This window comes from Dactylosporangium sp. NPDC005572 (genome assembly GCF_040605515.1).
GTDB lineage: Bacteria > Actinomycetota > Actinomycetes > Mycobacteriales > Micromonosporaceae > Dactylosporangium.
Genome location: NZ_JBEXCY010000008.1, coordinates 16,433 through 36,385 on the forward strand (window position 1 = coordinate 16,433; position 19,953 = coordinate 36,385).

Annotated in this window: 18 protein-coding genes and 2 tRNA genes; 15 read left to right on the forward strand and 5 right to left on the reverse strand. The window is 69.6% G+C overall.

Annotation, left to right across the window (positions count from 1 at the left end):
* Entirely contained in the window at positions 1 to 1,113 is a 1,113-nt protein-coding gene (recF, locus tag ABZS66_RS06235; protein WP_354755681.1) for a DNA replication/repair protein RecF, read from the forward strand.
* Entirely contained in the window at positions 1,106 to 1,609 is a 504-nt protein-coding gene (locus ABZS66_RS06240) for a DciA family protein (protein WP_354755683.1), read from the forward strand. The genes recF and ABZS66_RS06240 overlap by 8 nt, the downstream gene beginning before the upstream one ends.
* 8 nt (positions 1,610 to 1,617) lie before the next feature.
* Here ABZS66_RS06240 and ABZS66_RS06245 read toward each other — a convergent pair whose 3' ends face one another.
* Entirely contained in the window at positions 1,618 to 2,175 is a 558-nt protein-coding gene (locus ABZS66_RS06245; protein ID WP_354755684.1) for a hypothetical protein, read from the reverse strand.
* A 444-nt stretch (positions 2,176 to 2,619) separates the two neighbouring features.
* On the opposite strand from ABZS66_RS06245, the gene gyrB reads away from it, so the two are divergent.
* The 10 genes from gyrB (at position 2,620) to ABZS66_RS06295 (ending at position 14,163) form a co-directional block, all read left to right on the forward strand.
* Entirely contained in the window at positions 2,620 to 4,563 is a 1,944-nt protein-coding gene (gyrB, locus tag ABZS66_RS06250; RefSeq protein ID WP_354755686.1) for a DNA topoisomerase (ATP-hydrolyzing) subunit B, read from the forward strand.
* A gap of 98 nt (positions 4,564 to 4,661) precedes the next feature.
* Positions 4,662 to 7,109, forward strand: coding sequence for a DNA gyrase subunit A (gene gyrA / locus ABZS66_RS06255; protein WP_354755864.1), 2,448 nt, complete (start codon positions 4,662 to 4,664; stop codon positions 7,107 to 7,109).
* Between the two features lie 3 nt (positions 7,110 to 7,112).
* Complete coding sequence (locus ABZS66_RS06260; RefSeq protein ID WP_354755688.1) at positions 7,113 to 7,958, forward strand: DUF3566 domain-containing protein; 846 nt, start codon at positions 7,113 to 7,115, stop codon at positions 7,956 to 7,958.
* 88 nt (positions 7,959 to 8,046) lie between these two features.
* Positions 8,047 to 8,120: transfer RNA gene (locus ABZS66_RS06265), tRNA-Ile, on the forward strand.
* 349 nt (positions 8,121 to 8,469) lie between these two features.
* Positions 8,470 to 8,598, forward strand: a complete 129-nt coding sequence (locus tag ABZS66_RS06270; protein WP_238009660.1) for a DLW-39 family protein — start codon at positions 8,470 to 8,472, stop codon at positions 8,596 to 8,598.
* A 37-nt stretch (positions 8,599 to 8,635) separates the two neighbouring features.
* Positions 8,636 to 8,711 (forward strand) — tRNA-Ala (locus ABZS66_RS06275).
* A 708-nt stretch (positions 8,712 to 9,419) separates the two neighbouring features.
* Complete coding sequence (locus ABZS66_RS06280) at positions 9,420 to 11,423, forward strand: DPP IV N-terminal domain-containing protein (RefSeq protein WP_354755690.1); 2,004 nt, start codon at positions 9,420 to 9,422, stop codon at positions 11,421 to 11,423.
* Positions 11,424 to 11,574: 151 nt separating this feature from the next.
* Entirely contained in the window at positions 11,575 to 12,135 is a 561-nt protein-coding gene (locus ABZS66_RS06285) for a SigE family RNA polymerase sigma factor (protein ID WP_354755692.1), read from the forward strand.
* Entirely contained in the window at positions 12,128 to 12,907 is a 780-nt protein-coding gene (locus ABZS66_RS06290; protein ID WP_354755694.1) for a hypothetical protein, read from the forward strand. Before ABZS66_RS06285 ends, ABZS66_RS06290 begins: the two co-directional genes overlap by 8 nt.
* Before the next feature lie 44 nt (positions 12,908 to 12,951).
* A complete protein-coding gene (locus ABZS66_RS06295; RefSeq protein ID WP_354755696.1) occupies positions 12,952 to 14,163 on the forward strand; it encodes a hypothetical protein in 1,212 nt (403 codons plus the stop codon).
* Positions 14,164 to 14,170: 7 nt separating this feature from the next.
* Here the strand turns inward: ABZS66_RS06295 and ABZS66_RS06300 are convergent, their stop codons facing one another.
* Positions 14,171 to 15,010 (reverse strand): LysR family transcriptional regulator, encoded by an 840-nt coding sequence (locus tag ABZS66_RS06300; protein ID WP_354755698.1) that lies wholly within the window; start codon positions 15,008 to 15,010, stop codon positions 14,171 to 14,173.
* A gap of 83 nt (positions 15,011 to 15,093) precedes the next feature.
* Here ABZS66_RS06300 and ABZS66_RS06305 point away from each other — a divergent pair, with 83 nt between their 5' ends.
* On the forward strand, positions 15,094 to 15,807 hold the full coding sequence (locus ABZS66_RS06305) for an SDR family oxidoreductase (RefSeq protein ID WP_354755700.1): 714 nt from the start codon (positions 15,094 to 15,096) through the stop codon (positions 15,805 to 15,807).
* 51 nt (positions 15,808 to 15,858) lie between these two features.
* On the opposite strand, the gene ABZS66_RS06310 is transcribed toward ABZS66_RS06305, so the two are convergent.
* Positions 15,859 to 16,428 (reverse strand): GNAT family N-acetyltransferase, encoded by a 570-nt coding sequence (locus ABZS66_RS06310; protein WP_354755702.1) that lies wholly within the window; start codon positions 16,426 to 16,428, stop codon positions 15,859 to 15,861.
* A 236-nt stretch (positions 16,429 to 16,664) separates the two neighbouring features.
* Between ABZS66_RS06310 and ABZS66_RS06315 the strand changes: the two genes are divergently transcribed.
* Positions 16,665 to 18,302 carry a substrate-binding domain-containing protein gene (locus ABZS66_RS06315; protein WP_354755704.1) on the forward strand — a complete coding sequence of 546 codons (1,638 nt, stop codon included), beginning with the start codon at positions 16,665 to 16,667 and terminating at the stop codon, positions 18,300 to 18,302.
* Positions 18,303 to 18,312: 10 nt separating this feature from the next.
* Entirely contained in the window at positions 18,313 to 18,840 is a 528-nt protein-coding gene (locus ABZS66_RS06320; protein WP_354755706.1) for a YbaK/EbsC family protein, read from the forward strand.
* Here the strand turns inward: ABZS66_RS06320 and ABZS66_RS06325 are convergent.
* Together ABZS66_RS06325 and ABZS66_RS06330 are read right to left on the reverse strand one after the other, a co-directional pair.
* On the reverse strand, positions 18,814 to 19,242 hold the full coding sequence (locus tag ABZS66_RS06325) for a SufE family protein (protein WP_354755865.1): 429 nt from the start codon (positions 19,240 to 19,242) through the stop codon (positions 18,814 to 18,816). The genes ABZS66_RS06320 and ABZS66_RS06325 overlap by 27 nt on opposite strands.
* A 209-nt stretch (positions 19,243 to 19,451) precedes the next feature.
* The gene (locus tag ABZS66_RS06330; protein WP_354755708.1) at positions 19,452 to 19,877 is read right to left on the reverse strand and encodes a CBS domain-containing protein; all 426 of its coding nucleotides are present in this window, start codon (positions 19,875 to 19,877) and stop codon (positions 19,452 to 19,454) included.
* Positions 19,878 to 19,953 lie beyond the last annotated feature (76 nt).

The following is a 19,953-nucleotide window of genomic DNA, read 5'->3' on the forward strand; positions in this document are numbered from 1 at the left end:
TTGTACGTCCGGGCGCTCGAGCTCGTCGACTTCCGCAGCTACCAGCGGGTGGTCGTCGAGCTCGAACCCGGGCCGTGCGTCCTCGTGGGGCCCAACGGGGTGGGCAAGACGAACCTCGTCGAGGCGCTGGGGTACATCGCCACCCTCGAATCCCATCGCGTCGCGACCGACGCTCCGCTGGTCCGGTTCGGGGCGGCCCGCGCGGTGGTGCGCTGCGCCGTCCTGCACGACGAGCGCGAGCTGCTGGTGGAGCTCTCCATCGAACCGGGCAAGGCGAACAAGGCGCGGCTCGGCCGCTCGCCGGTGACCCGCACGCGCGACATCCTCGGCGCCCTGAAGCTGGTGCTGTTCGCGCCCGAGGACCTGTCGCTGGTCCGGGGTGATCCTTCGGAGCGTCGGCGGTACCTCGACGAGCTGCTCCAGCAGCGACAGCCCCGCTTCGCCGGGGTCCGCGCCGACTACGACCGGGTGCTGAAGCAGCGCAACGCGCTGTTGCGCAGCGCGTATCTCGCCCGCAAGACCGGCGGCAGCCGCGGCGGCGACCTCTCCACGCTAGACGTCTGGGACGCGCACCTCGCGCGGCACGGCGCGCAGCTGATCCGGGCGCGGCTCGACCTGGTCGCGGGGCTCGCGCCGCACGTCGCCAAGGCATACGCGGCGGTGAGCGCCAGCCGGTCCGACGCGCGGATCGCCTACAGCCCGTCGGTCGAGCTGAGCGACGACGTCGAGCAGGCGCTGCTGGAGAAGCTGGCCGAGGTGCGCAAGCAGGAGATCGAACGGGGCGTCACCCTGGCCGGGCCGCACCGCGACGATCTCACCCTGACGCTGGGCGAACTGCCGGCCAAGGGTTACGCGAGTCACGGCGAGAGCTGGTCGTATGCGCTGGCCCTGCGGCTGGCCGCCTACGATCTGCTGCGGGACGACGGGATCGAGCCGGTGCTCGCCCTCGACGACGTGTTCGCCGAACTCGACGTCGGCCGCCGGGAGCGGCTGGCCGACCTGGTCGGCGGGGCGAGCCAGGTGATCGTCACCTGCGCCGTCGACGATGACGTGCCACGATCGTTGCGCGGCGCGCGGTACGAGGTGGGTGGAGGCGAGGTCCGACGTGTCTGAAGAACCGAAGCCCGGTCCGGAGCTGGCCCGCGCGGCCGTCGAGGCGGCGCTGGCCAAGCACCGCGCCAAGCCGCGCCGCAAGCCGGTCACCGAGCAGCAGGTGCGCCGGCGCGGCGGCTACACCGGCCCCGGCCCGGACCCGCGCGATCCGCAGCTGTTCGGCGACGTGCTGCAGCGGCTGGTCAAGCAGCGGGGCTGGCAGCGCCCGGCCGCCGAGGCGAAGGTCTTCGGCGAGTGGGCGCAGGTCGTCGGCGACGACGTGGCGGCCCACTGCCGCCCGCTCAAGCTGGAGCAGGGCGAGCTGACCGTCGAGGCCGAGTCGACCGCGTGGGCGACCCAGCTGCGGATGCTGGCCGGCAAGCTGCTCGCGCGGATCGCGGGCGAGGTCGGCCACAACGTGGTGACGAAGCTGCACATCCAGGGGCCGACGACGCCGTCGTGGAGCCGCGGGCCGCGCCGGATCCGCGGCCGGGGGCCGCGGGACACCTACGGGTAGAAGTACTGTCAGAAATCCGCGTAGACGGCGAAGCCGCGGATCGCGCAGCGGCGGTAGAACTTGGCGAGCACGTCGAGCTCGGCGATCGAGTAGCTCCACTGCGGAGCGTTGCCCGAGTCGTCACGCAGCGCGTCCAGCCGGCTCTGCAGCCAGCGCAGCTGCTGCTCGGCCAGGCGCGACCCCTCCAGCGCCTTGCGCAGCACCGTGCTCACGGTCTCGAAGGTGATCTCCTCGCCGTACTGCTGGTGGCCGTTGACGAACCGCTCCAGCCCGCCGGCGATCCAGGCGCAGTCGTCGGGGCTGATGACGGGGTCCTCGTCCTCGGCGGCCGCGTCCGTGGCGTAGAGCACACCGTTGAGCCCGAAGAGGAGGTCGACGAGCTCGGTGTAACCCGTCACGCGCACGGTGCCCGTCTTCGCCACGTGATCGGCCAGGGCCGCGGCCGGGCCCGCGTGCAGCGGCAGCTTCTCAGCGAGGTCCGCGAAGTCGACGAACTCCGCCGGCGCCACCGGGTCGTAGAACCGGCCGGTGCGCGGCCACTGCACGGCGACGTTGTCAAGCCCCATCGCGCCCACCCTCACTTTCCCTGACCCACGCCCGCCCCGCGGCGGGGAACATACGGCACGAACGGCCCCTTGCGCGACCCCCGGATGTTCCAAAACCGAGAACCCGGCTCTTGTACCTGCTGTGCCGCCCGCCACCACGCATGAAGACCCCTCCTGCGTAGGGGGACCTTCGGACCGTACCGTTCGGGCCGCTACGACGACTACAGGTGCCGTCCCGGCGCGAAATTGTCGCATGAGCACAGTAGGATTGGAGCGGCTCAGGAAGCCAGCCGAACAGTTTCCGCGTGTGCGTCACAGCGGTGGTCGGCACGCCGGAGGTCGGGGCGCTCTGTGGACGAGCGCCAGCGCTCGGTGTGCCGTCGACCGTCCGGCGCGCTCGCACGACTCCGCACGAGACCCGGGGCGCGACCCGCGCGGCCGGCCAGTGCGAGAAAGCGACCGAGGGTGGCAGCAAACAAGCCCGAACAGTCCTATGACTCCTCCTCGATCACCGTCCTCGAAGGACTTGAGGCGGTCCGCAAGCGCCCAGGCATGTATATCGGCTCGACCGGCGAGCGCGGCCTGCACCACCTGGTGTGGGAGGTCGTGGACAACGCGGTTGACGAGGCCCTGGCCGGCTTCTGCGACACGATCGAGGTCTCGCTGCTGGCAGACGGTGGCGTTCGGGTCGTGGACAACGGCCGCGGTATCCCCGTGGACATCCACCCCAAGGAGAAGCGGCCCACCGTCGAGGTCGTGCTGACCGTGCTGCACGCCGGCGGCAAGTTCGACGGCAAGGCCTACGCGGTCTCCGGTGGTCTGCACGGCGTCGGCATCTCGGTGGTCAACGCGCTGTCCAGCCGCATCGACCTGGAGATCCACAAGGACGGGTTCGTCTGGCGCCAGACCTACCGCAACTCCAAGCCCGACCCCCTGCAGAAGGGCGAGCCGACCGACCGCACCGGCACGAGCGTCACGTTCTGGCCCGACCCGACGATCTTCGAGACGACCACCTACGTCTACGAGACGATCTACCGCCGGATCCAGGAGTACGCCTTCCTCAACCGCGGCCTCACGATCGCGCTGCGCGACGAGCGCCCGGACGTGCCGGAGGAGAAGAAGGAGGTCGTCTTCTGCTACAAGGGCGGCATCGCCGACTTCGTGCGGCACCTCAACGCGACCAAGACCCCGATCCACCGCTCCGTCATCGAGTTCGGCTCGGACGGCGAGGGCATCGCGGTCGAGATCGCCATGCAGTGGAACGAGTCGTATGGCGAGAGCGTCTACACGTTCGCCAACACGATCAACACGCATGAGGGCGGCACCCACGAAGAGGGCTTCCGCGCCGCGCTGACGAGCGTCGTGAACAAGTACGGTTCCGACAAGAAGCTGCTGAAGGGCGACGAGAAGCTCACCGGTGAGGACATCCGCGAGGGTCTTGCCGCGATCATCTCGGTGAAGCTGGCCAACCCGCAGTTCGAGGGCCAGACGAAGACCAAGCTGGGCAACACCGAGGCGCGCAGCTTCGTGCAGAAGGTCTGCAACGAGTGGCTGGTCGACTGGTTCGACCGCAACCCGGCCGAGGTGAAGACCATCATCACCAAGGCCTCGCAGGCCGCCCGGGCGCGGATCGCCGCCTCGCAGGCCCGCAAGCTGGCCCGGCGCAAGTCGCTGCTGGAGTCCGGCTCGATGCCGGGCAAGCTGGCCGACTGCCAGTCCAACGACCCGCGCCTGTGCGAGCTGTTCATCGTCGAGGGCGACTCGGCCGGCGGCTCGGCCAAGCAGGGCCGCGACCCCCGCGTGCAGGCGATCCTGCCGATCCGCGGCAAGATCCTCAACGTCGAGAAGGCCCGCATCGACCGGGTGCTGAAGAACAACGAGGTCCAGGCGCTGATCACCGCGCTCGGCACCGGCATCCACGACGAGTTCGACATCGAGAAGCTGCGCTATCACAAGCTGATCCTGATGGCGGACGCCGACGTCGACGGCCAGCACATCCAGACCCTGCTGCTGACGCTGGTCTTCCGCTTCATGCGGCCGCTGATCGAGCTCGGGCACGTCTACCTCGCCGCGCCCCCGCTGTACAAGATCAAATGGAACAAGAAGGGCGACGACGCGCAGTACGCGTACACGGACCGTGAGCGCGACGGCCTGATCGAGCTGCGCCAGCAGTCGAAGCCCAACGCCAAGCCGGACGACATCCAGCGGTTCAAGGGTCTCGGCGAGATGAACTACCCCGAGCTGTGGGAAACCACCATGAACCCGGCGACCCGGATGCTCCGTCAGGTGACCTTGGACGACGCTGCAACCGCGGACGAGCTTTTCAGCGTCCTCATGGGCGAAGACGTGGAGGCGCGCCGCTCGTTCATCCAGCGGAACGCCAAGGACGTTCGGTTCCTCGACATCTGATCTGCGGACACTGAGAAAAGGGATTTAGTAGCGTGACGGAACCGAACCCCACTCCAGACGAGACGCCCGCCGAGGGCAGCTCCGGGGTCGCCAGCCGGATCGAGCCGGTCGGCATCGAAGTGGAGATGCAGCGCTCGTACCTCGACTACGCGATGAGCGTGATCGTGGGCCGTGCGCTCCCCGACGTGCGCGACGGCCTGAAGCCGGTGCACCGCAAGATCCTCTACGCGATGTTCGACGGCGGCTACCGGCCCGACCGCGGCTACGTGAAGTGCGCCCGCGTCGTCGGCGACGTGATGGGCAACTACCACCCGCACGGCGACGCCTCCATCTACGACGCCCTGGTCCGCATGGCGCAGGGCTGGTCGCTGCGGTATCCGCTGATCGACGGCAACGGCAACTTCGGCTCGCCCGGCAACGACCCGGCCGCCGCCATGCGGTACACCGAGGCCCGCCTCGACCCGCTGGCGATGGAGATGCTGCGGGACATCGACGAGGACACCGTCGACTTCGTCCCGAACTACGACGGCCGGGCACAGGAGCCCACGATCCTGCCGTCGCGCATCCCCAACCTGCTGGTCAACGGCAGCACCGGCATCGCGGTCGGCATGGCGACCAACATCCCGCCGCACAACCTGCGCGAGATCGCCGCCGCCGTCCAGTGGTGCCTCGACCACCCGGAGGCCGACGAGGCCGAGACGCTCGACGAGCTGATCAAGATCGTCAAGGGGCCCGACTTCCCCACGAAGGGCCTCATCGTCGGCACCGCCGCTATCGTCGACGCCTACCGCACCGGCCGCGGCTCGATCCGCATGCGCGCCGTCGTCGAGGTCGAGGAGGACCCCCGCGGTCGTACGATCCTCGTCGTCACCGAGCTGCCCTACGCGGTCAACCCCGACAACCTGGCCGAGCGCATCGCCGACCTGGTGAAGGAGGGCAAGCTCGCCGGCATCGCCGACATCCGCGAGGAGTCCTCCGGCCGCACCGGCATGCGCCTGGTGATCGTGCTCAAGCGCGACGCGGTCGCCAAGGTCGTGCTGAACAACCTGTACAAGCACACCCAGCTGCAGGAGACCTTCGGCGCCAACATGCTGGCCCTGGTCGACGGCGTGCCGCGCACGCTCAACCTGGCCCAGTTCGTGCGGCACTACGTGACGCACCAGATCGAGGTCATCGTCCGGCGCACGCGGTACCGGCTGCGCAAGGCCGAGGAGCGCGCGCACATCCTGCGTGGTCTGGTCAAGGCCCTCGACATGCTCGACGAGGTCATCGCCCTCATCCGGCGCTCGCCGAGCGCCGAGGAGTCGAAGACCGGCCTGATGAACCTCCTGGAGATCGACGACATCCAGGCCACCGCGATCCTCGACATGCAGCTGCGGCGCCTCGCCGCGCTGGAGCGCCAGCGCATCTTCGACGAGCTGGCGAAGATCGAGATCGAGATCGCGGACTACAAGGACATCCTCGCCACGCCGGCCCGACAGCGGCAGATCATCTCCGAGGAGCTCGCCGAGATCGTGGCCCGCCGCGGCGACGACCGGCGCACCCAGATCATCCCGTTCGACGGTGAGGTCTCCATGGAGGACCTCATCGCGCGCGAGGACGTTGTGGTGACGATCACTCGCACCGGCTACGCCAAGCGCACCAAGGTCGACCTGTACCGCTCGCAGAAGCGCGGCGGCAAGGGTGTCTCAGGCGCGACACTCAGGCAGGACGACATCGTCAGCCACTTCTTCGTGTGCTCGACGCACGATTGGATGCTGTTCTTCACGAATAAAGGACGCGTCTACCGGGCAAAGGCGTACGAGCTACCCGAGGCAAGCCGGGTGGCCAAGGGGCAGCACGTCGCCAACCTGCTGGCCTTCCAGCCGGACGAGCACATCGCGCAGGTGATCGAGATTCCGAACTACCAGGTGGCGCCGTACCTGGTGCTCGCGACCAAGGAAGGCCTGGTCAAGAAGACCAAGCTGGAGGAGTTCGACTCCAACCGGTCGGGGGGCATCATCGGGATCAACCTGCGAGACGATGACGAGCTGGTGGGCGCGGCACTGCTCGGCCCGGAGGACGACCTCCTCCTGGTCAGCAAGCAGGCGCAGGCCATCCGGTTCACGGCCAACGACGACACGCTGCGTCCCATGGGGCGGGCGACGTCCGGGGTGATCGGCATGCGGTTCACCGACGGTGACGAGTTGCTCGCCATGGAAGTGGTACGTGAAGGGATGGATCTGGACGTGCTGGTCGCCACCGACGGTGGTTTTGCCAAGCGCACGCCCATCGAGGAATATCCGGTGCAAGGTCGCGGCGGCAAGGGTGTGCTCACCGCTAAAATCACGTCGCGTCGCGGAGGCCTCGTGGGCGCGGTGGTGATCAGCCCGGACGATGAGCTGTTTGCCATTACATCCAATGGTGGCGTGATCCGGACTCCCGTGAAGCCTGTACGGCGCACGCGGGACCGGAACACAATGGGGGTCAAGCTCATGGACCTGCCGGAGGGTGTGACCATCGTCGCGATCGCCCGTAACGCCGATGAGCCCGACGAACAGGACTAGTTGATGACAGACACACAGGCGAAGTCGGGGACCGCCTCGGCAGCAACCGACGAGGCCGGAGAGGCCGGAGAGGCTGCCATGACGGGATCTGACTCGGGGGCGCCTGCCGCCGGCGGGGAGGCTGGCGCGTTCAACGGGAACGGGCTGGCCGGCGAGACCACGACCGGAGGCACGCCGAAGTTCATGCGTGCGCCGGGCATGGCCCCGCCGCCCGATTCACTGACTGTGCCGATCCAGTCGCCGGCTTCGGTTGTCGGATCGGCCGCGCCGCCGATGTCGATCCCGGCGGGCGTGAAGCCCGTGAGCGGCTCGGCGACGGGCACCGCGAGCGTCTCGGCAATCGCGCGGGCGGCCGTGCGCACGCCCGCCGCCGCGGCGACCCAGGCCATCAACGCGCCCGCGGCGTCGGCGTCCGGCTCCGCGCGCGTCACCGAGGCCGTCCGGGCCGCTCGCAAGACGGTCAGCTCGGCCGTCGGCCGCGGCCCGCGCCGGGCCCGGCTGCACCTCAAGCGCATCGACCCGTGGTCTGTGATGAAGTTCGCGTTCGCGGTGTCGTTCGTGCTCTTCGTGGTCGTCATCGTGGCGACCTCGGTGCTGTACCTCGCCCTCGACGCCATGGACGTGTTCAACAGCGTCAACAAGATGCTGGCCGACATCGTCAGCTCCACCGGCGGCGAGTCGAACAACACCTTCCGCATCACCGCGAAGGGCATCATCGGCGGCGCCGCCCTCCTGGGCGTCGTCAACGTCGTGCTCTTCACGGCCCTCGCGACGCTGGGCTCGTTCATCTACAACGTGTGCGCCGACCTGGTCGGCGGCATCGAGCTGACCCTCGCCGAGAAGGACTGACCTGCGGTTCCGGTTCCCCTCGGCGCGCCGGGGGGAACCGGTTTGAGGGCAGCGGGCCGGGTACGGTAACCTTCATCGTCCGCACAACGGGGCTATAGCTCAGTCGGTTAGAGCGCAGAGCTGATAACTCTGAGGTCGCTGGTTCGATTCCAGCTAGCCCCACGGGCCGGTAGGCGCCTCCTGCTCAGCGCAGGGGGCGCTTTCGCCTTGACGGCCCGTCGTTCTTCGCGCGGGCTGCGCCCGCTCCCCAGTGGGGGGCTTCGCCCACCCACACCCCCGATTTGTTGCGGCTTCGTCGTGGCTTCGCCGGTCTTCTTGGGCGGTTGGTTTTTCTCTTTGGGTCTGTCGGGTGTGTGACTGGCGTCGCGCTCCGTTGGTGTAGCATCGCTGCGGCGGCACAGGGGTTGTCCCCGTTGTCGTAGCGGGATAGGCGCAATCTGGTGCGCTGGTCCTCGGGGTGATCGTCGTTTTTCTGCCCTGAGGGTGCTGGTTCGAGTCCAGCTAGGCCCACATGTGGAAAAAGGTGCTGGTGGTCGTCGCAGTTGTCGGAGCCGCTGCCTACGTTGTGAAGCGCGTTCGCGCCGCCAACGAGGACCGGGCCCTGTGGCACGAGGCGACGACCGCTCCCGACCTGCGGTAGTCTGCGGGCTGGCGCGCTTGCGCCATCCCCGGCTCGCGGGGGCGTAGCTCAACTGGCAGAGCACCGCCTTTGCAAGGCGGGGGTTAGGGGTTCGAGTCCCCTCGCTTCCACCACTCCAGGCGTCTGGCCTGTGGCCTTCGCTTAACCAAGATCGCCGCTCGGTCCCGAGCTTGACCTCGCCGGGCGGCCAGCGGCGCTCCGCCGATCACGCAGCGAGAATTCGGCCGCCAACCGACGTAGCTCTCCAGCATGAGGCTGAGTGACTTGTGTCGCAGCGCCTGCGGGACGCAACTCAGCTCCGTCGGCGATGAGCACCGTGGCGAAGAAAGTGCCGCAGCGCACGGAACGCGGCACACCCGCCGTGCGACGCTCGCGACTCGTCCTCGATCCCCAGCGCGGCGAGCAACGCCCTCCAGGGGTGGAGACATCGCCGGCGCTGATCGCCGATCTTGCCGCGGTCCGGGTCCGGCGCCGCGAAGTCCTCAATGGACTGATCAACGAATGGCAGACCTGGGCTCAGCCTGTCGGGCTCTTTTGTCGGCTGACATTGACGTCGCGCGGCGCAGGTCGCAAGAATCAGCCGGCCGCTCATGCGCGGGACGCGCGGCGGCGGCAGCACAATCGCCTCAGGTGGGGATTTCACCACAATGCGTTCACGTCGCATCACTGCAATCGCCCTGTCTGTACTCGCGGTGACAGGGAGTTTCGTTGCTCTTCAGCCCGCCGCCGCGTACGCCACGGAGCCGGGGACCGATGGTCTCCTGGCAACGTCAGCGAACCAAGGCACATACATCGGCAACGCCGACGGCACGGGACAGCACGTGCCGTCGGCGTTGTCCTCAGCGCGATACGCGACCTGGTCGTCCGACGGCAGCCGCATCGCCTGGGAGAATATCGCCGGAGCTGCCGGTCTCGTGGTCAGCGACCCGGACGGCGCCAACCAGGTGCGGATCCCGAACACCATGTACTCGGGGGGTCCGACGTGGTTCGACTCGAACACCAAGCTGGTGTTCGCTGACTACCCGAACGACGACATCGCCGGCCATCCACAGCTTTACGTCACGTCGGTGCTCGGCACCGGGTCCAAGACCCCGCTGTTCGCAACCAACACGGGATGCACTGACTTTCATCCGCTTGCTCGTGGAAACCTGATCGCATTCACGCACTCATGCACCTCGTCGCCAAGTCAGGTCTGGCTCTACGACAAGACGACCGGTACTGCGCACAAGGTGCTCGACAACGCGTTCGACGCGGACATCTCGCCGGACGGCACCAAGCTCGCCTTCAGTCGACTTACGACCACGTACGGGGACGACCTGTTCGTGTCTGCGATCGACGGCTCCGGAGTCACCCGGCTCACCACCACGGGAGCCACCGAGAACAAGCGCCATTCGGCTCCGGTGTGGTCCCCGTCGGGCACGCGCATCGCGTTCTACAGCAACGGCGGGCCCTACGGCCAGGACACGGAGATCTTCGACATGGCAGCCAAGACCGAGACGGTCTGGCTCGCCTGGAGCTGGGGCGCGCCCTCCTGGCAGCCCATCAACCCCTCGGCGCCGAAGCCGCCCATGCAGCCCAATGATCGCGGCACCTACTATCCGATGCCGCCCTACCGCGTCATGGACACCCGCTCCGGCAAGGGAGCGCCGATGGGTGTCGTCGGCAATGGTGGTGTGGTGAGCCTGCAGGTCACCGGTGCGGGCGGTGTGCCCACGGATGCCTCGACGGTCGTGCTCAATGTGACCGTCACCGAGGCCGCGGGCCCGGGGTATGTCACGGTCTACCCGACGGATGTGGCCCGCCCGACGGCGTCGTCGCTCAACTACGTCAAGGGGTGGACCGGGGCCAACTCGGTCACCGTGAAGGTCGGCGCCTACGGCAGGGTGGATCTCTACAACGCCGGCGGCCCGGCACACCTCATTGCGGACGTCTACGGCTACTACACGCAGGGCCACGAATGCTGCTCGGGCTTCATGGGCGGGCAATACCACCCGTTGGCGCAGCCGGTCCGGCTGACCGACACCCGGGATTGGGGGGTCGGCCGGGTCCCGGCCGGCTACTACATCAACTCCGTTGCTTCCTGGGACAGCACCATCGACCCGCACGTGCACGCGTTCGCGGTCAACGTCACGGCCACCGCGCCGACCGGGGGCGGCTACCTGACCGCCTGGGACGGCGACGAAGGCAGCCTGCCCAACACGTCGACGCTGAACTACACGGCGAACGCCACCGTGCCGAACTTCGCCGTGGTTCCGACCACGCCCTGCAGCGACTGCGGCACCGCGACCGGGCTGCCGTCGATCGGGGTGTACACCAGCACCAACGCGCACATCATCGTCGACATCGTCGGGTACTACGACGATGGCACGCTGCCCGGCGGGCTGCGGTTCACGCCGGTCGTGCCGGCCCGGATCGCGGATACCCGCAGCGGGCAGGGCTGGCCCTCGCGGCTCGGACCCGCAGCCACGGCGTCGATCGCGACACCGAGCTCCATTGCGAACGTCGACACCCGGGCGCTGGCAACCAACGTGACCGCGGTCCTCCCGACCACGGCCACGTATCTCACGGTCTGGCCCAGCGGCAGCGGCAGGCCCGGTACGTCCAACCTCAACCCGACCGCCGGATCGGTCGTGCCGAACGCGGTGCAGACCATGATCGGCGCGGACGACAAGTTCAACGTCTTCAACGCCGGCGGCTACTGCGACGTGGTCGTGGACGTGGTCGGGACCTTCTACCAGTACCCACCCTCGGCGTCGGTGGCCACCAGCCAGTCGGCTCCCGCAACGGTGACCCCACAGCTGTCGACGCAGTTCAAGCGGCCCTAGCACGGCGAATCCGGTAACGCGTCTCGCGGCGCGGACGCGTTACCGGGTTCAGACCTGCTCGCCACGAAACGCTCGCCCGGGAAGCCCGGCGGTGATTCGTGCAACCGTCCGTGGTGGTGCTTCCGCCTTTACTCCTGACAGGAGGTGGCGGATGCCGCAAGCGACCGATGACGAGCACGAGTTCGGCGAGTACTTCGCGGCCCGGTACGACCGTGTTCGGCGTGTCGCGTACCTGATGTGTGGGGACTGGCACCGGGCGGACGACCTGGCCCAGGCGGCGTTCATCCGGCTGGCCCGGTCGTGGCGGTCGGTGCAGAGCCACAACGCGCTGGACAGTTTCGTGCGGACCTGCCTGATCCGCGCCGCGGTCGACGAGTCCCGGCGGCCGTGGCGGCGGGAACGCGCCGTGCCCTCCCTGCCCGACATCGCCGGCGTCGGTGGTGACGACGAAGCGTCAGCGCGGCGGCTGTTGATCAGCGCGGCGCTGCAACAGGTGCCGGCCCGGCAGCGAGCGGTGCTGGTCTGCCGCTTCTACGAGGACCTGGACGTCGCGGAGACCGCCGCGACGCTGAAATGTTCTACCGGAACCGTGAAGAGCCAGACGGCGCGCGGGCTGGCTACCCTGCGCCGGCTGCTGGGCGAGGGGTCGGACACCGTCGCGGCCCTGCCCGCGGCGCCCGGCAGCGACGCGAAGGGGGCTGCCGGTGTCTGAAGAGACGGTACGGCTGCTGTTGAACGACGTCGCCGGCGGCGACGCCCCGCTGACCGCCGCCGAGCCGGCGACGCTGTTCGCCCGGGCGCGCAGGGCGAACCGGCGGCGGGCCGCCGGCGCCGCGACCGCGACGGTCCTGTTGATCCTCGCCGGCGCCGGCACGGTCATCGCCTCGCAACGGTCGGACGACCGGCACGGCGACGGATCGGTGGCGTCGTCGCCATCGCCAACGCTGTCGCCATCGGTCAGGCCGCGTCTGCCGAGACCGAGCACCACTGCCTCAGGCCCGTTCTGCGGCTGGAACGACCAGCTTGCCCCGATGGTCATGGCGGGACTGCCGGTCAAGGGCGCGTGGGGAACGCCGTCGCAGGTCTTCGGAATATGCGGCGAAACCGCCGGGGTGCGGATCCCGGTGACCGAGGCCGGTCGGACCGGGGATGTCTGGGTCGTGATCTCCCTGAGCTCGCCCGACGAGGTCCGACGACAGGCCTGTGTGGACGGGTCCAATGGGGTCTGTGAACAGTTGCCGGACGGCTACCTGTGGTGGCAGGACTCCCAGGGAAGCAACACCCTGACGGGAAGTCCCGAGTTCTTCGGAAACAGCCGGTTGGGCACCGACGACGGCGTGCTGATCGACGTGACGTGCTTCAACCACGGCGTTGACGACAACGGCCGGCAGCTGACCACACCACCGTTGGACCACGCCGCATGCACGGGAGAACAGGCGCGGGCCCTCGCGCTGGAACTGGTCAAAATCGACTGGTTCCAGTAGGCCCCGGCGCGATGCGAACCAGCTCCGACACCACCGTTCTCGTCATGGCCGCTGAACGGCGGCGTTCCCACCCGCACGCACGGGCGACCGACCCGCCCGCGGAGCCATCGGCCGGCACAGCGCGCGGGTCGGTGGTTGCCGGCGCCGCCACCTGGTTGTTGTGCATGTGCAACGCGATGTTGCTCACGTACTTCGCGCATCTGCTCAAGCCCACGCCGGCGAGTTGGAAGGAGCTGGTCGGCGCCTGGGGGCAGTGGGACTGGGGTTTCTACCGGATTATCGCCACTGACGGCTATGACAGGATGTATACCCCGCAGGACACCCGTATCGGGGCGTTCTTCCCGCTCTACGGGCTGCTGGTCCGCTGGTTCGACTGGGTGGTGCCGGGGCCGCCGGTCTTCGCCGGGCTGGTGGTCTCCAGCCTGGCGCTGCTGGGCGCGCTGGTCATGCTGCACCGCCTGGTCGGTCGTGAGTTCGGCGAGCCGACCGCGAACCGGGCGATGGCGGTGCTGGTCGCGTTCCCGACGGCGTTCTTCCTCGTCGCGCCGTACCCGTCGAGCCTGATCCTGTTCCTCTCCGTCACGTGCATCTCCGCACTGCGAACCGGGCACTGGTGGGTCGCCGGTGTTCTCGCGGCGCTGGCGTCGGGCACGCGCGCCTCCGGGATGCTGCTCGCCGTGCCGTTCGCCTACGAGTATCTGCGGCAGCACGGGTTCGAGCTGCGACGGTTCCGCTGGGACGTGCTGGCGATCGGACTGGTGCCGGCCGGGCTGGTCGCCTTCGCGGCCTACACCCGGCACGCCTACGGCGATGCCCTGCTGTTCAGCCACGCCCAGGCGAACTGGGGCCGGCACTTCGCCGGACCATGGGTGTCGATCCTGGACACGATGCGCGGGCTCGCGACCACGCCGATCTCCGTCAACCAGGCGAACGTGCTGAACCTGGGGGCGGTGCTGCTGGCGGGAACGCTCCTGGTGCTGTCGTTCGTCGGGCCGTGGAGGCTGCCCCGGCATCTGCTGGCCCTTCCACTGGTGGGCGTCATGCAGTGGTTGTTCATCGTCAGCTTCCCGGGCTTTCCCGAGCCCACCGGCCGCCTGCCATCGGCCTCCCGGCATGTGCTGGAGATCTTCCCGGCGTTCGTGCTGTTGGCCCGGATGGCCCAGGTGCGGTACCTCGCGCGTGCCTACCTCTGCTCCGCTTTCACCGTGCAGGGCGCAGTCACGATCCACTACCTCAACGGCGGCTGGATCGCCTGACGGGGCGTCAGAGGCGGGTGGCCGTGCGGACCAGGGCGGCCAGCGCGCGGGACCGGCTGTGCGGTGGCCAGGCGATCAGGGTTGTCACCAGCGGCGCGTCCACCAGGGGTACCGCTGCCACATCAGCGTTCAGGTGGGCCCGGCACGACTCCGGGAGCGCCGCGGCGCAGCGGCCCAGAGCGATCAGCTGCAGCAGCTGCGTGTTGTCGCGGACCCGGGGGCCGGGGCCGTCCGGGTAGGTGCCGTCGGACTTCGGCCACGACGGCAGCGGCAGGTCCGCGACATTCTGGAGGTCGGACAGCCGCAGCCGCGCCGCGGTGGTGAGCGGGTGGCCCGCCGGCAGGACCGCGACCTGGGCCTCCGTCGTCAGCTCCTCGGTGTCGAGGCCGGCCGACGAGTCGAACGGGCGGTGCAGGAGGGCCACGTCGGCGCGGCCGTCGCGCAGGAGGCGCCCCTGCTCGCCGATGCCGCAGAGGATCACGTCGACCGGGGCCGCGTCGGGCTCGGCGGCGTACGCGGCGAGCAGCTTCGACAGCAGCTCGGTCGAGGCGCCGGCCTTCGTCACCAGGACCAGCCCGGCCTGGCCCGCGGCGGCGCGGCGGGTGCGGCGCTCGGCGGCCTCGACCGCATCCAGGGCGGCGCGGGCCTCGCGGAGCAGGACGGCTCCGGCCTCGGTCAGGGTGACCCCGCGACTGTTGCGCTCCAGCAGCGGTACCCCGAGCCGCCGCTCCAGCTGGCCGATCGCCCGCGACAGCGGCGGCTGGGCGATGCCGAGGCGCTGGGCGGCCCGGCCGAAGTGCAGTTCCTCGGCGACGGCCACGAAGTACCGCAGCTCGCGGGTCTCCATGGAACGCAACGATACCCGGGAGGTATCGCCGGCGACCCAAACGGTGTTGGAGACGCGGCGCGGGCAGCGACAGCATCGGATGCATGAGTGAACGCACGATTGCGCTGGTCACCGGCGCGAACAAGGGGATCGGGTACGAGATCGCGGCCGGGCTCGGCGCCCTGGGCTGGACCGTCGGCGTCGGCGCGCGGGACGAGGGGCGGCGCGAGGCGGCGGTGGAGAAGCTGCGCGCGGCCGGCGTCGACGCGTTCGGCGTGCCGCTCGACGTGACCGACGACGCGAGCGTGGCCGCGGCGGCGCAGCAGCTCGACCGGCTCGACGTGCTCGTCAACAACGCCGCCATCACCGGCGGGATGCCGCAGACGCCGACCACGGTCGAGCCTGCCACCATGCGGGCGGTCGTCGAGACCAACGTCATCGGCGTCATCCGGGTGACCAACGCGCTGCTGCCGCTGCTGCGCCGGTCGCCGAGCCCGCGGATCGTCAACATGTCCAGCACCGTCGGGTCGCTCGCCCGGCAGGCCGACGGGAGCCAGGACACGGGGCCGATCTCGGCCGCCTATGCCCCGTCGAAGACGTTCCTCAATGCGGTCACCGTGCAGTACGCCAAGGAGCTGCGCGGGACGAACATCCTCATCAATGCCGGCTGCCCCGGTTACACGGCGACCGACCTCAACGGGTTCCGCGGGTTCCGCACCCCGGAGCAGGGCGCCCAGATCGCGATCCGGCTGGCCACCCTGCCCGACGACGGCCCGACCGGCGGCTTCTTCGACGACAACGGCGAGATCGCCTGGTAACGGCGACGGCGAGATCGCCTGGTAACGGCAACGGCGAGATTGCCCGGTAGCTCAGTCCGGCGCGACGCGGGCGTGCAGGTGCATGTCGTGCCAGCCGTCCGCGTGCCGGGCCTCAGAGCGCTTCGTGCCCTCGAGCGGAAAGCCCGACCGGTCCGCCACCCGGCAGGAGGCGACGTTGCGTGTCGAGTGGTTGAGCTCGATGCGGTGCAGTCCGACCGTCGCGAAGCACCACCCGGCCAGGGCCGACAACGCCCGCGGCGCCAGGCCCAGGCCGCGCTTCGACGGCAGCACCCAGTACGACACCTCCGCCAGGCCCTCGTGCAGGCTCAACCGCCGCAGGCTGATCTGGCCGGCCACCACGCCGTCATGCACGACGGCCCAGCCGGCGCCCGACTCCTCACGCCAGCGGGCCGGCCAGGTCGCCAGCCAGTCGGCGGCCTCCTCGTCGGTCATCGACCGGCAATGCCACTGTTGGATGTCGGGGTCGGCGTACCCGGCCAGGACCGCGGGGCGGTCGGCCGCGCGCCACGGGCGCAGCAGGAGGCCGTCCGCCGGGATCGACGGCTGGGCCGACCACGACAGCGTGCCGGGCGGGACGGCCGCGGAAGTCAGTGAGGGCATGGAGCCGACTGTAGGGTTGCAGCGGCCACCAAAGACTCCCCAAAGGGAACTCACAAGGTTTCCGACTGGCGGTGATCACGGCAGTGCGGAGTGTACTCGCCCGGCGGGAATCCCGCGGACGAATACCCGAACGCGGGACCCACGATCGGCTTATCTAGGGAATATTGGTACCCGTGAGAGGACGGCATCGGGCAACGGACCTGAGAAGCAACGGGTTCGTCGCCCTCGCAGCCGGCATGATCCTTCCCCTTGTCGCGATCGGCGCCGTCTACGGCGGCTTCCGAGCGATGTCGACGGCGGGATGCTCGGGGACGGTGCGACTGTCGGTCGCGGCGAGCCCGGAGATCGCGCCGGCTATCAAAGACGCCGCAACCCGCTGGCTGAAGACCGAGCCGCGGGTCGGCAACGAATGCGTGGCGGTCGATGTCACGCCGGTCGCCGCGGCGGAGGTCGCCGCCGCGATCGCCGGCGAGAGCGGCGCCAAGCTTTCGGGCGTCGGCCAGGCCGACGGGAAGACCCAGGTACCGCACGTCTGGATCCCCGACTCGTCCCTGTGGCTCCAGCGCATGCGTGCCGCCCGCGGAGATCTCGTAACGCAGGTCGCCCCGTCGCTCGCCCGAAGCCCCATCGTCCTCGCCGTGCCCGAGCCGACCGCCAAGTCGCTCGGCTGGCTGGAGAACAAGCTGACCTGGAAGCAGGTCCTCGAGCAGATCGTCGGCGACACCCGCATTAACCCGGGCATCGTCGACCCCAACCGTGACTCGGTCGGCGTGTCGACAATGGTCGCGATGGCCTCGGTGCGCGACCAGTTCGGCGCGGAGGGCGACGCGCTCACCGTCGGCGCCGTCAAGGCACTGACGACCGGAAAGTCGGAGCAGCCTTCGGGCCTCCTGGCGCGCTTCCCGCGCGACGCCGACCCGCGCACGCTGTCGACCGCGGTGACCCTGGCGCCGCTGTCGGAGCAGGCGCTGCACGCCTACAACGCGGCCGGCCCGGCGGTACCACTGATCGCGGTGTACCCCGACCCGGCCCCCATCGCGCTCGACTTCCCGTTCGCGGCGATGCCCCGCCTGTCGCCGAACCGGGCGGCCGCGGCCGACCAGTTCCTCTCGGTCCTGACCGGCAACGACTTCCGCAACGTGCTCGCCACGCACCACTTACGGGCCAACGACGGCAGCGTCGGGGTCGGCATGACCCTCGGGCCCAGCGCGGCCAGCAGCGGCGGCGTCACGCCGGTGCCCGACCCCGCGGTGATCTCGAAGGCCCTCCAGATGTGGGTGGAGATCACCCAGCCGTCGCGCATGCTCGCCGTGCTCGACGTGTCGCCGGCGATGAAGGCCCAGGTACCGGGCGCCGGCGTGACCAAGCAACAGGTAGCGCTCCAGGCCGCCGTCGGCGGCCTGGACCTCTTCCCGGACTCGTGGGCGGTCGGCCTGTGGTCGTTCTCGACCGGCCACCACGAGCAGGTCCCGATCGGCCCGCTCACCGCGCAGCGCGACCAGCTGCGCGGCGCGATCGGCGGCCTCAAGACCGACACCAAGGGCTCCAGCGGGCTGTACGACACGATCTTCGCCGCCTACAAGACCGTCCAGCAGGGCTGGGACTCCGGCCGCGGCAACTCGGTGGTGGTCATCACCGGCGGCCGGAACACCTCGGGCAGCCTCTCGCTCGACGCCCTCGTCGACTCGCTGCAGAAGGTCGAGAACCCGGACCAGCCGGTGCAGATCATCGTCATCGGCATTGGCACCGAGGTGAACCAGGCCGAGATGCAGAAGATCGTCGACGCGACCGGCGGTGCCGTGTTCGTCGCCACCGACCCCTCGAAGATCGGTGAGATCTTCATGAAGGCGCTCGCCCTGGACGACGGGCGATAGAAACTGCGGCATGAGCAAACTCGAGACCGTCACCGCACTCTCCGCGCCGTCCCTCCTCGCCCCACCCGTGCTGGCCGCCCTCCAGTCCTGGCCGCCCGCCGCCGACGTGCTCGCGGCGCCGATCGACCCGGACCTGGCCGACACGGCCGCGTTCTGCGCCGCCTACGACGTCGAGCTGACCGCCTCGGCGAACTGCGTCGTGATCGCGGGCAAGCGCGACGGCGAGATGCGGTACGCGGCCTGCGTCATCCTGGCGACCACGCGCGCCGACGTGAACGGTGTGGCCCGCAAGCGGCTCGACGTGCGCAAGGCGAGCTTCGCGCCGATGGAGTCGGCCGTGAGCCTGACGCAGATGGAGTACGGCGGGATCACGCCCATCGGCCTCCCCGCCACATGGCCGGTGTGGATCGACGCCCGGGTCGTCGACGTGCCGGAGGCGGTCGTCGGCAGCGGCCTGCGCCGCTCGAAGATCGTGCTGCCCGGCGCGTTGCTGGCGCAGCTGCCCGGCGCGTCAGTGGTCGAGGGCCTGGCTCTCTGACACCTGCCGCTTCATGCGCGCGAGGATGGCGGTGCCACCCCGCACCCGCAGCGGACTGATCGCGGCCGCGAGCCCCATCCGCTGGTAGAGGTCGTTCGGCACCGCCAGTACCTCGTCCACGTCGGCGCCGTCGAGCCCTTCACTGAGAATCCCGGCAAACGCGCGCGTCGTCGGCGCCTCGGGCGGGCAGTCGAAGTACAGCTGCACCGTCCGCTGCGGGGTGACCTCGGCCTTCAGGAAGAACGGCGTCTGGCACTCGGGCACCTGCTCCATCCCCGCGTGCTCGGCGAACTCAGCCGGCAACGGGGGGACCGCGTCGGAGTACTCCAGCAGCATCTCCAGCACCACGTCGCGGGGCGCGGAGGCAAACTCCTCGACGATGGCGGCGAGTTTGTCAGGCATGTCCACGAACCAACGCTAACGCGCGGACGGCCGGATGTTTCCCTCGATCATGGATGGGTTCGGGCCTCCGCGCGGGCGAAGCCCGCGGGCCCGTGGGGCGACGGCGACGGCAGCGTCCGTGGCCCCGGGGCGGATGCACCGGGGCCACGAGCGGTGTCCGCGGGAGCAACGGCAGGTAGCCCCGCGGACCGGGGTCCATCAGGAACCGCTCAGTTGTTCGGGGAGGCCTTGCTGATGCCGCCCAGGACCGAGTCCGGGTCGATCTCCTCGGCCAGGTCGCCGATCGACACGATGCCCACCAGGCCCTGGTGGTCGTCGCAGACCAGGACGCGGCGGACGGCCTGGTCGCGCATCAGGAGGGCCGCCGAGTGGATCGAGTCGTCCGGGCGGACCGTCACCAGGTCCTTCGACACGATCTCGCCGATCGTCGTGGCCGCCGGGTCGCAGCGCTCGGCCACCGCGCGGACCACGATGTCGCGGTCCGTCACGACACCCGTGAGCTCTGGGCCGTCGGCTACCACCACGTCGCCGATGTCCTGCTCGCGCATCGTGCGTGCGGCCTCCGCCAGGGTTGTCTCACTCGGTAGGTAGACCACGCTGGTGGTCATCACATCCCGGACCGTCTGGACTGTCATGGTTTGTACCTCCGAAGTGGTGGATGCACATGTGATACCCAGGGTGAAAGTCGGCTAACGATCATGAGTTTCGAGT

What these genes read in the sequence shown, in the direction of transcription:
- ABZS66_RS06245 (WP_354755684.1), bottom strand. Translation starts at nt 2,175, where the DNA reads ATGGGGCTTGACAACGTCGCCGTGCAGTGGCCGCGCACCGGCCGGTTC.
- ABZS66_RS06260 (WP_354755688.1), top strand. Translation starts at nt 7,113, where the DNA reads ATGACAGACACACAGGCGAAGTCGGGGACCGCCTCGGCAGCAACCGAC.
- ABZS66_RS06270 (WP_238009660.1), top strand. Translation starts at nt 8,470, where the DNA reads ATGTGGAAAAAGGTGCTGGTGGTCGTCGCAGTTGTCGGAGCCGCTGCC.
- ABZS66_RS06285 (WP_354755692.1), top strand. Translation starts at nt 11,575, where the DNA reads ATGCCGCAAGCGACCGATGACGAGCACGAGTTCGGCGAGTACTTCGCG.
- ABZS66_RS06295 (WP_354755696.1), top strand. Translation starts at nt 12,952, where the DNA reads ATGGCCGCTGAACGGCGGCGTTCCCACCCGCACGCACGGGCGACCGAC.
- ABZS66_RS06300 (WP_354755698.1), bottom strand. Translation starts at nt 15,010, where the DNA reads ATGGAGACCCGCGAGCTGCGGTACTTCGTGGCCGTCGCCGAGGAACTG.
- ABZS66_RS06305 (WP_354755700.1), top strand. Translation starts at nt 15,094, where the DNA reads ATGAGTGAACGCACGATTGCGCTGGTCACCGGCGCGAACAAGGGGATC.
- ABZS66_RS06310 (WP_354755702.1), bottom strand. Translation starts at nt 16,428, where the DNA reads ATGCCCTCACTGACTTCCGCGGCCGTCCCGCCCGGCACGCTGTCGTGG.
- ABZS66_RS06315 (WP_354755704.1), top strand. Translation starts at nt 16,665, where the DNA reads ATGATCCTTCCCCTTGTCGCGATCGGCGCCGTCTACGGCGGCTTCCGA.
- ABZS66_RS06320 (WP_354755706.1), top strand. Translation starts at nt 18,313, where the DNA reads ATGAGCAAACTCGAGACCGTCACCGCACTCTCCGCGCCGTCCCTCCTC.
- ABZS66_RS06325 (WP_354755865.1), bottom strand. Translation starts at nt 19,242, where the DNA reads ATGCCTGACAAACTCGCCGCCATCGTCGAGGAGTTTGCCTCCGCGCCC.
- ABZS66_RS06330 (WP_354755708.1), bottom strand. Translation starts at nt 19,877, where the DNA reads ATGACAGTCCAGACGGTCCGGGATGTGATGACCACCAGCGTGGTCTAC.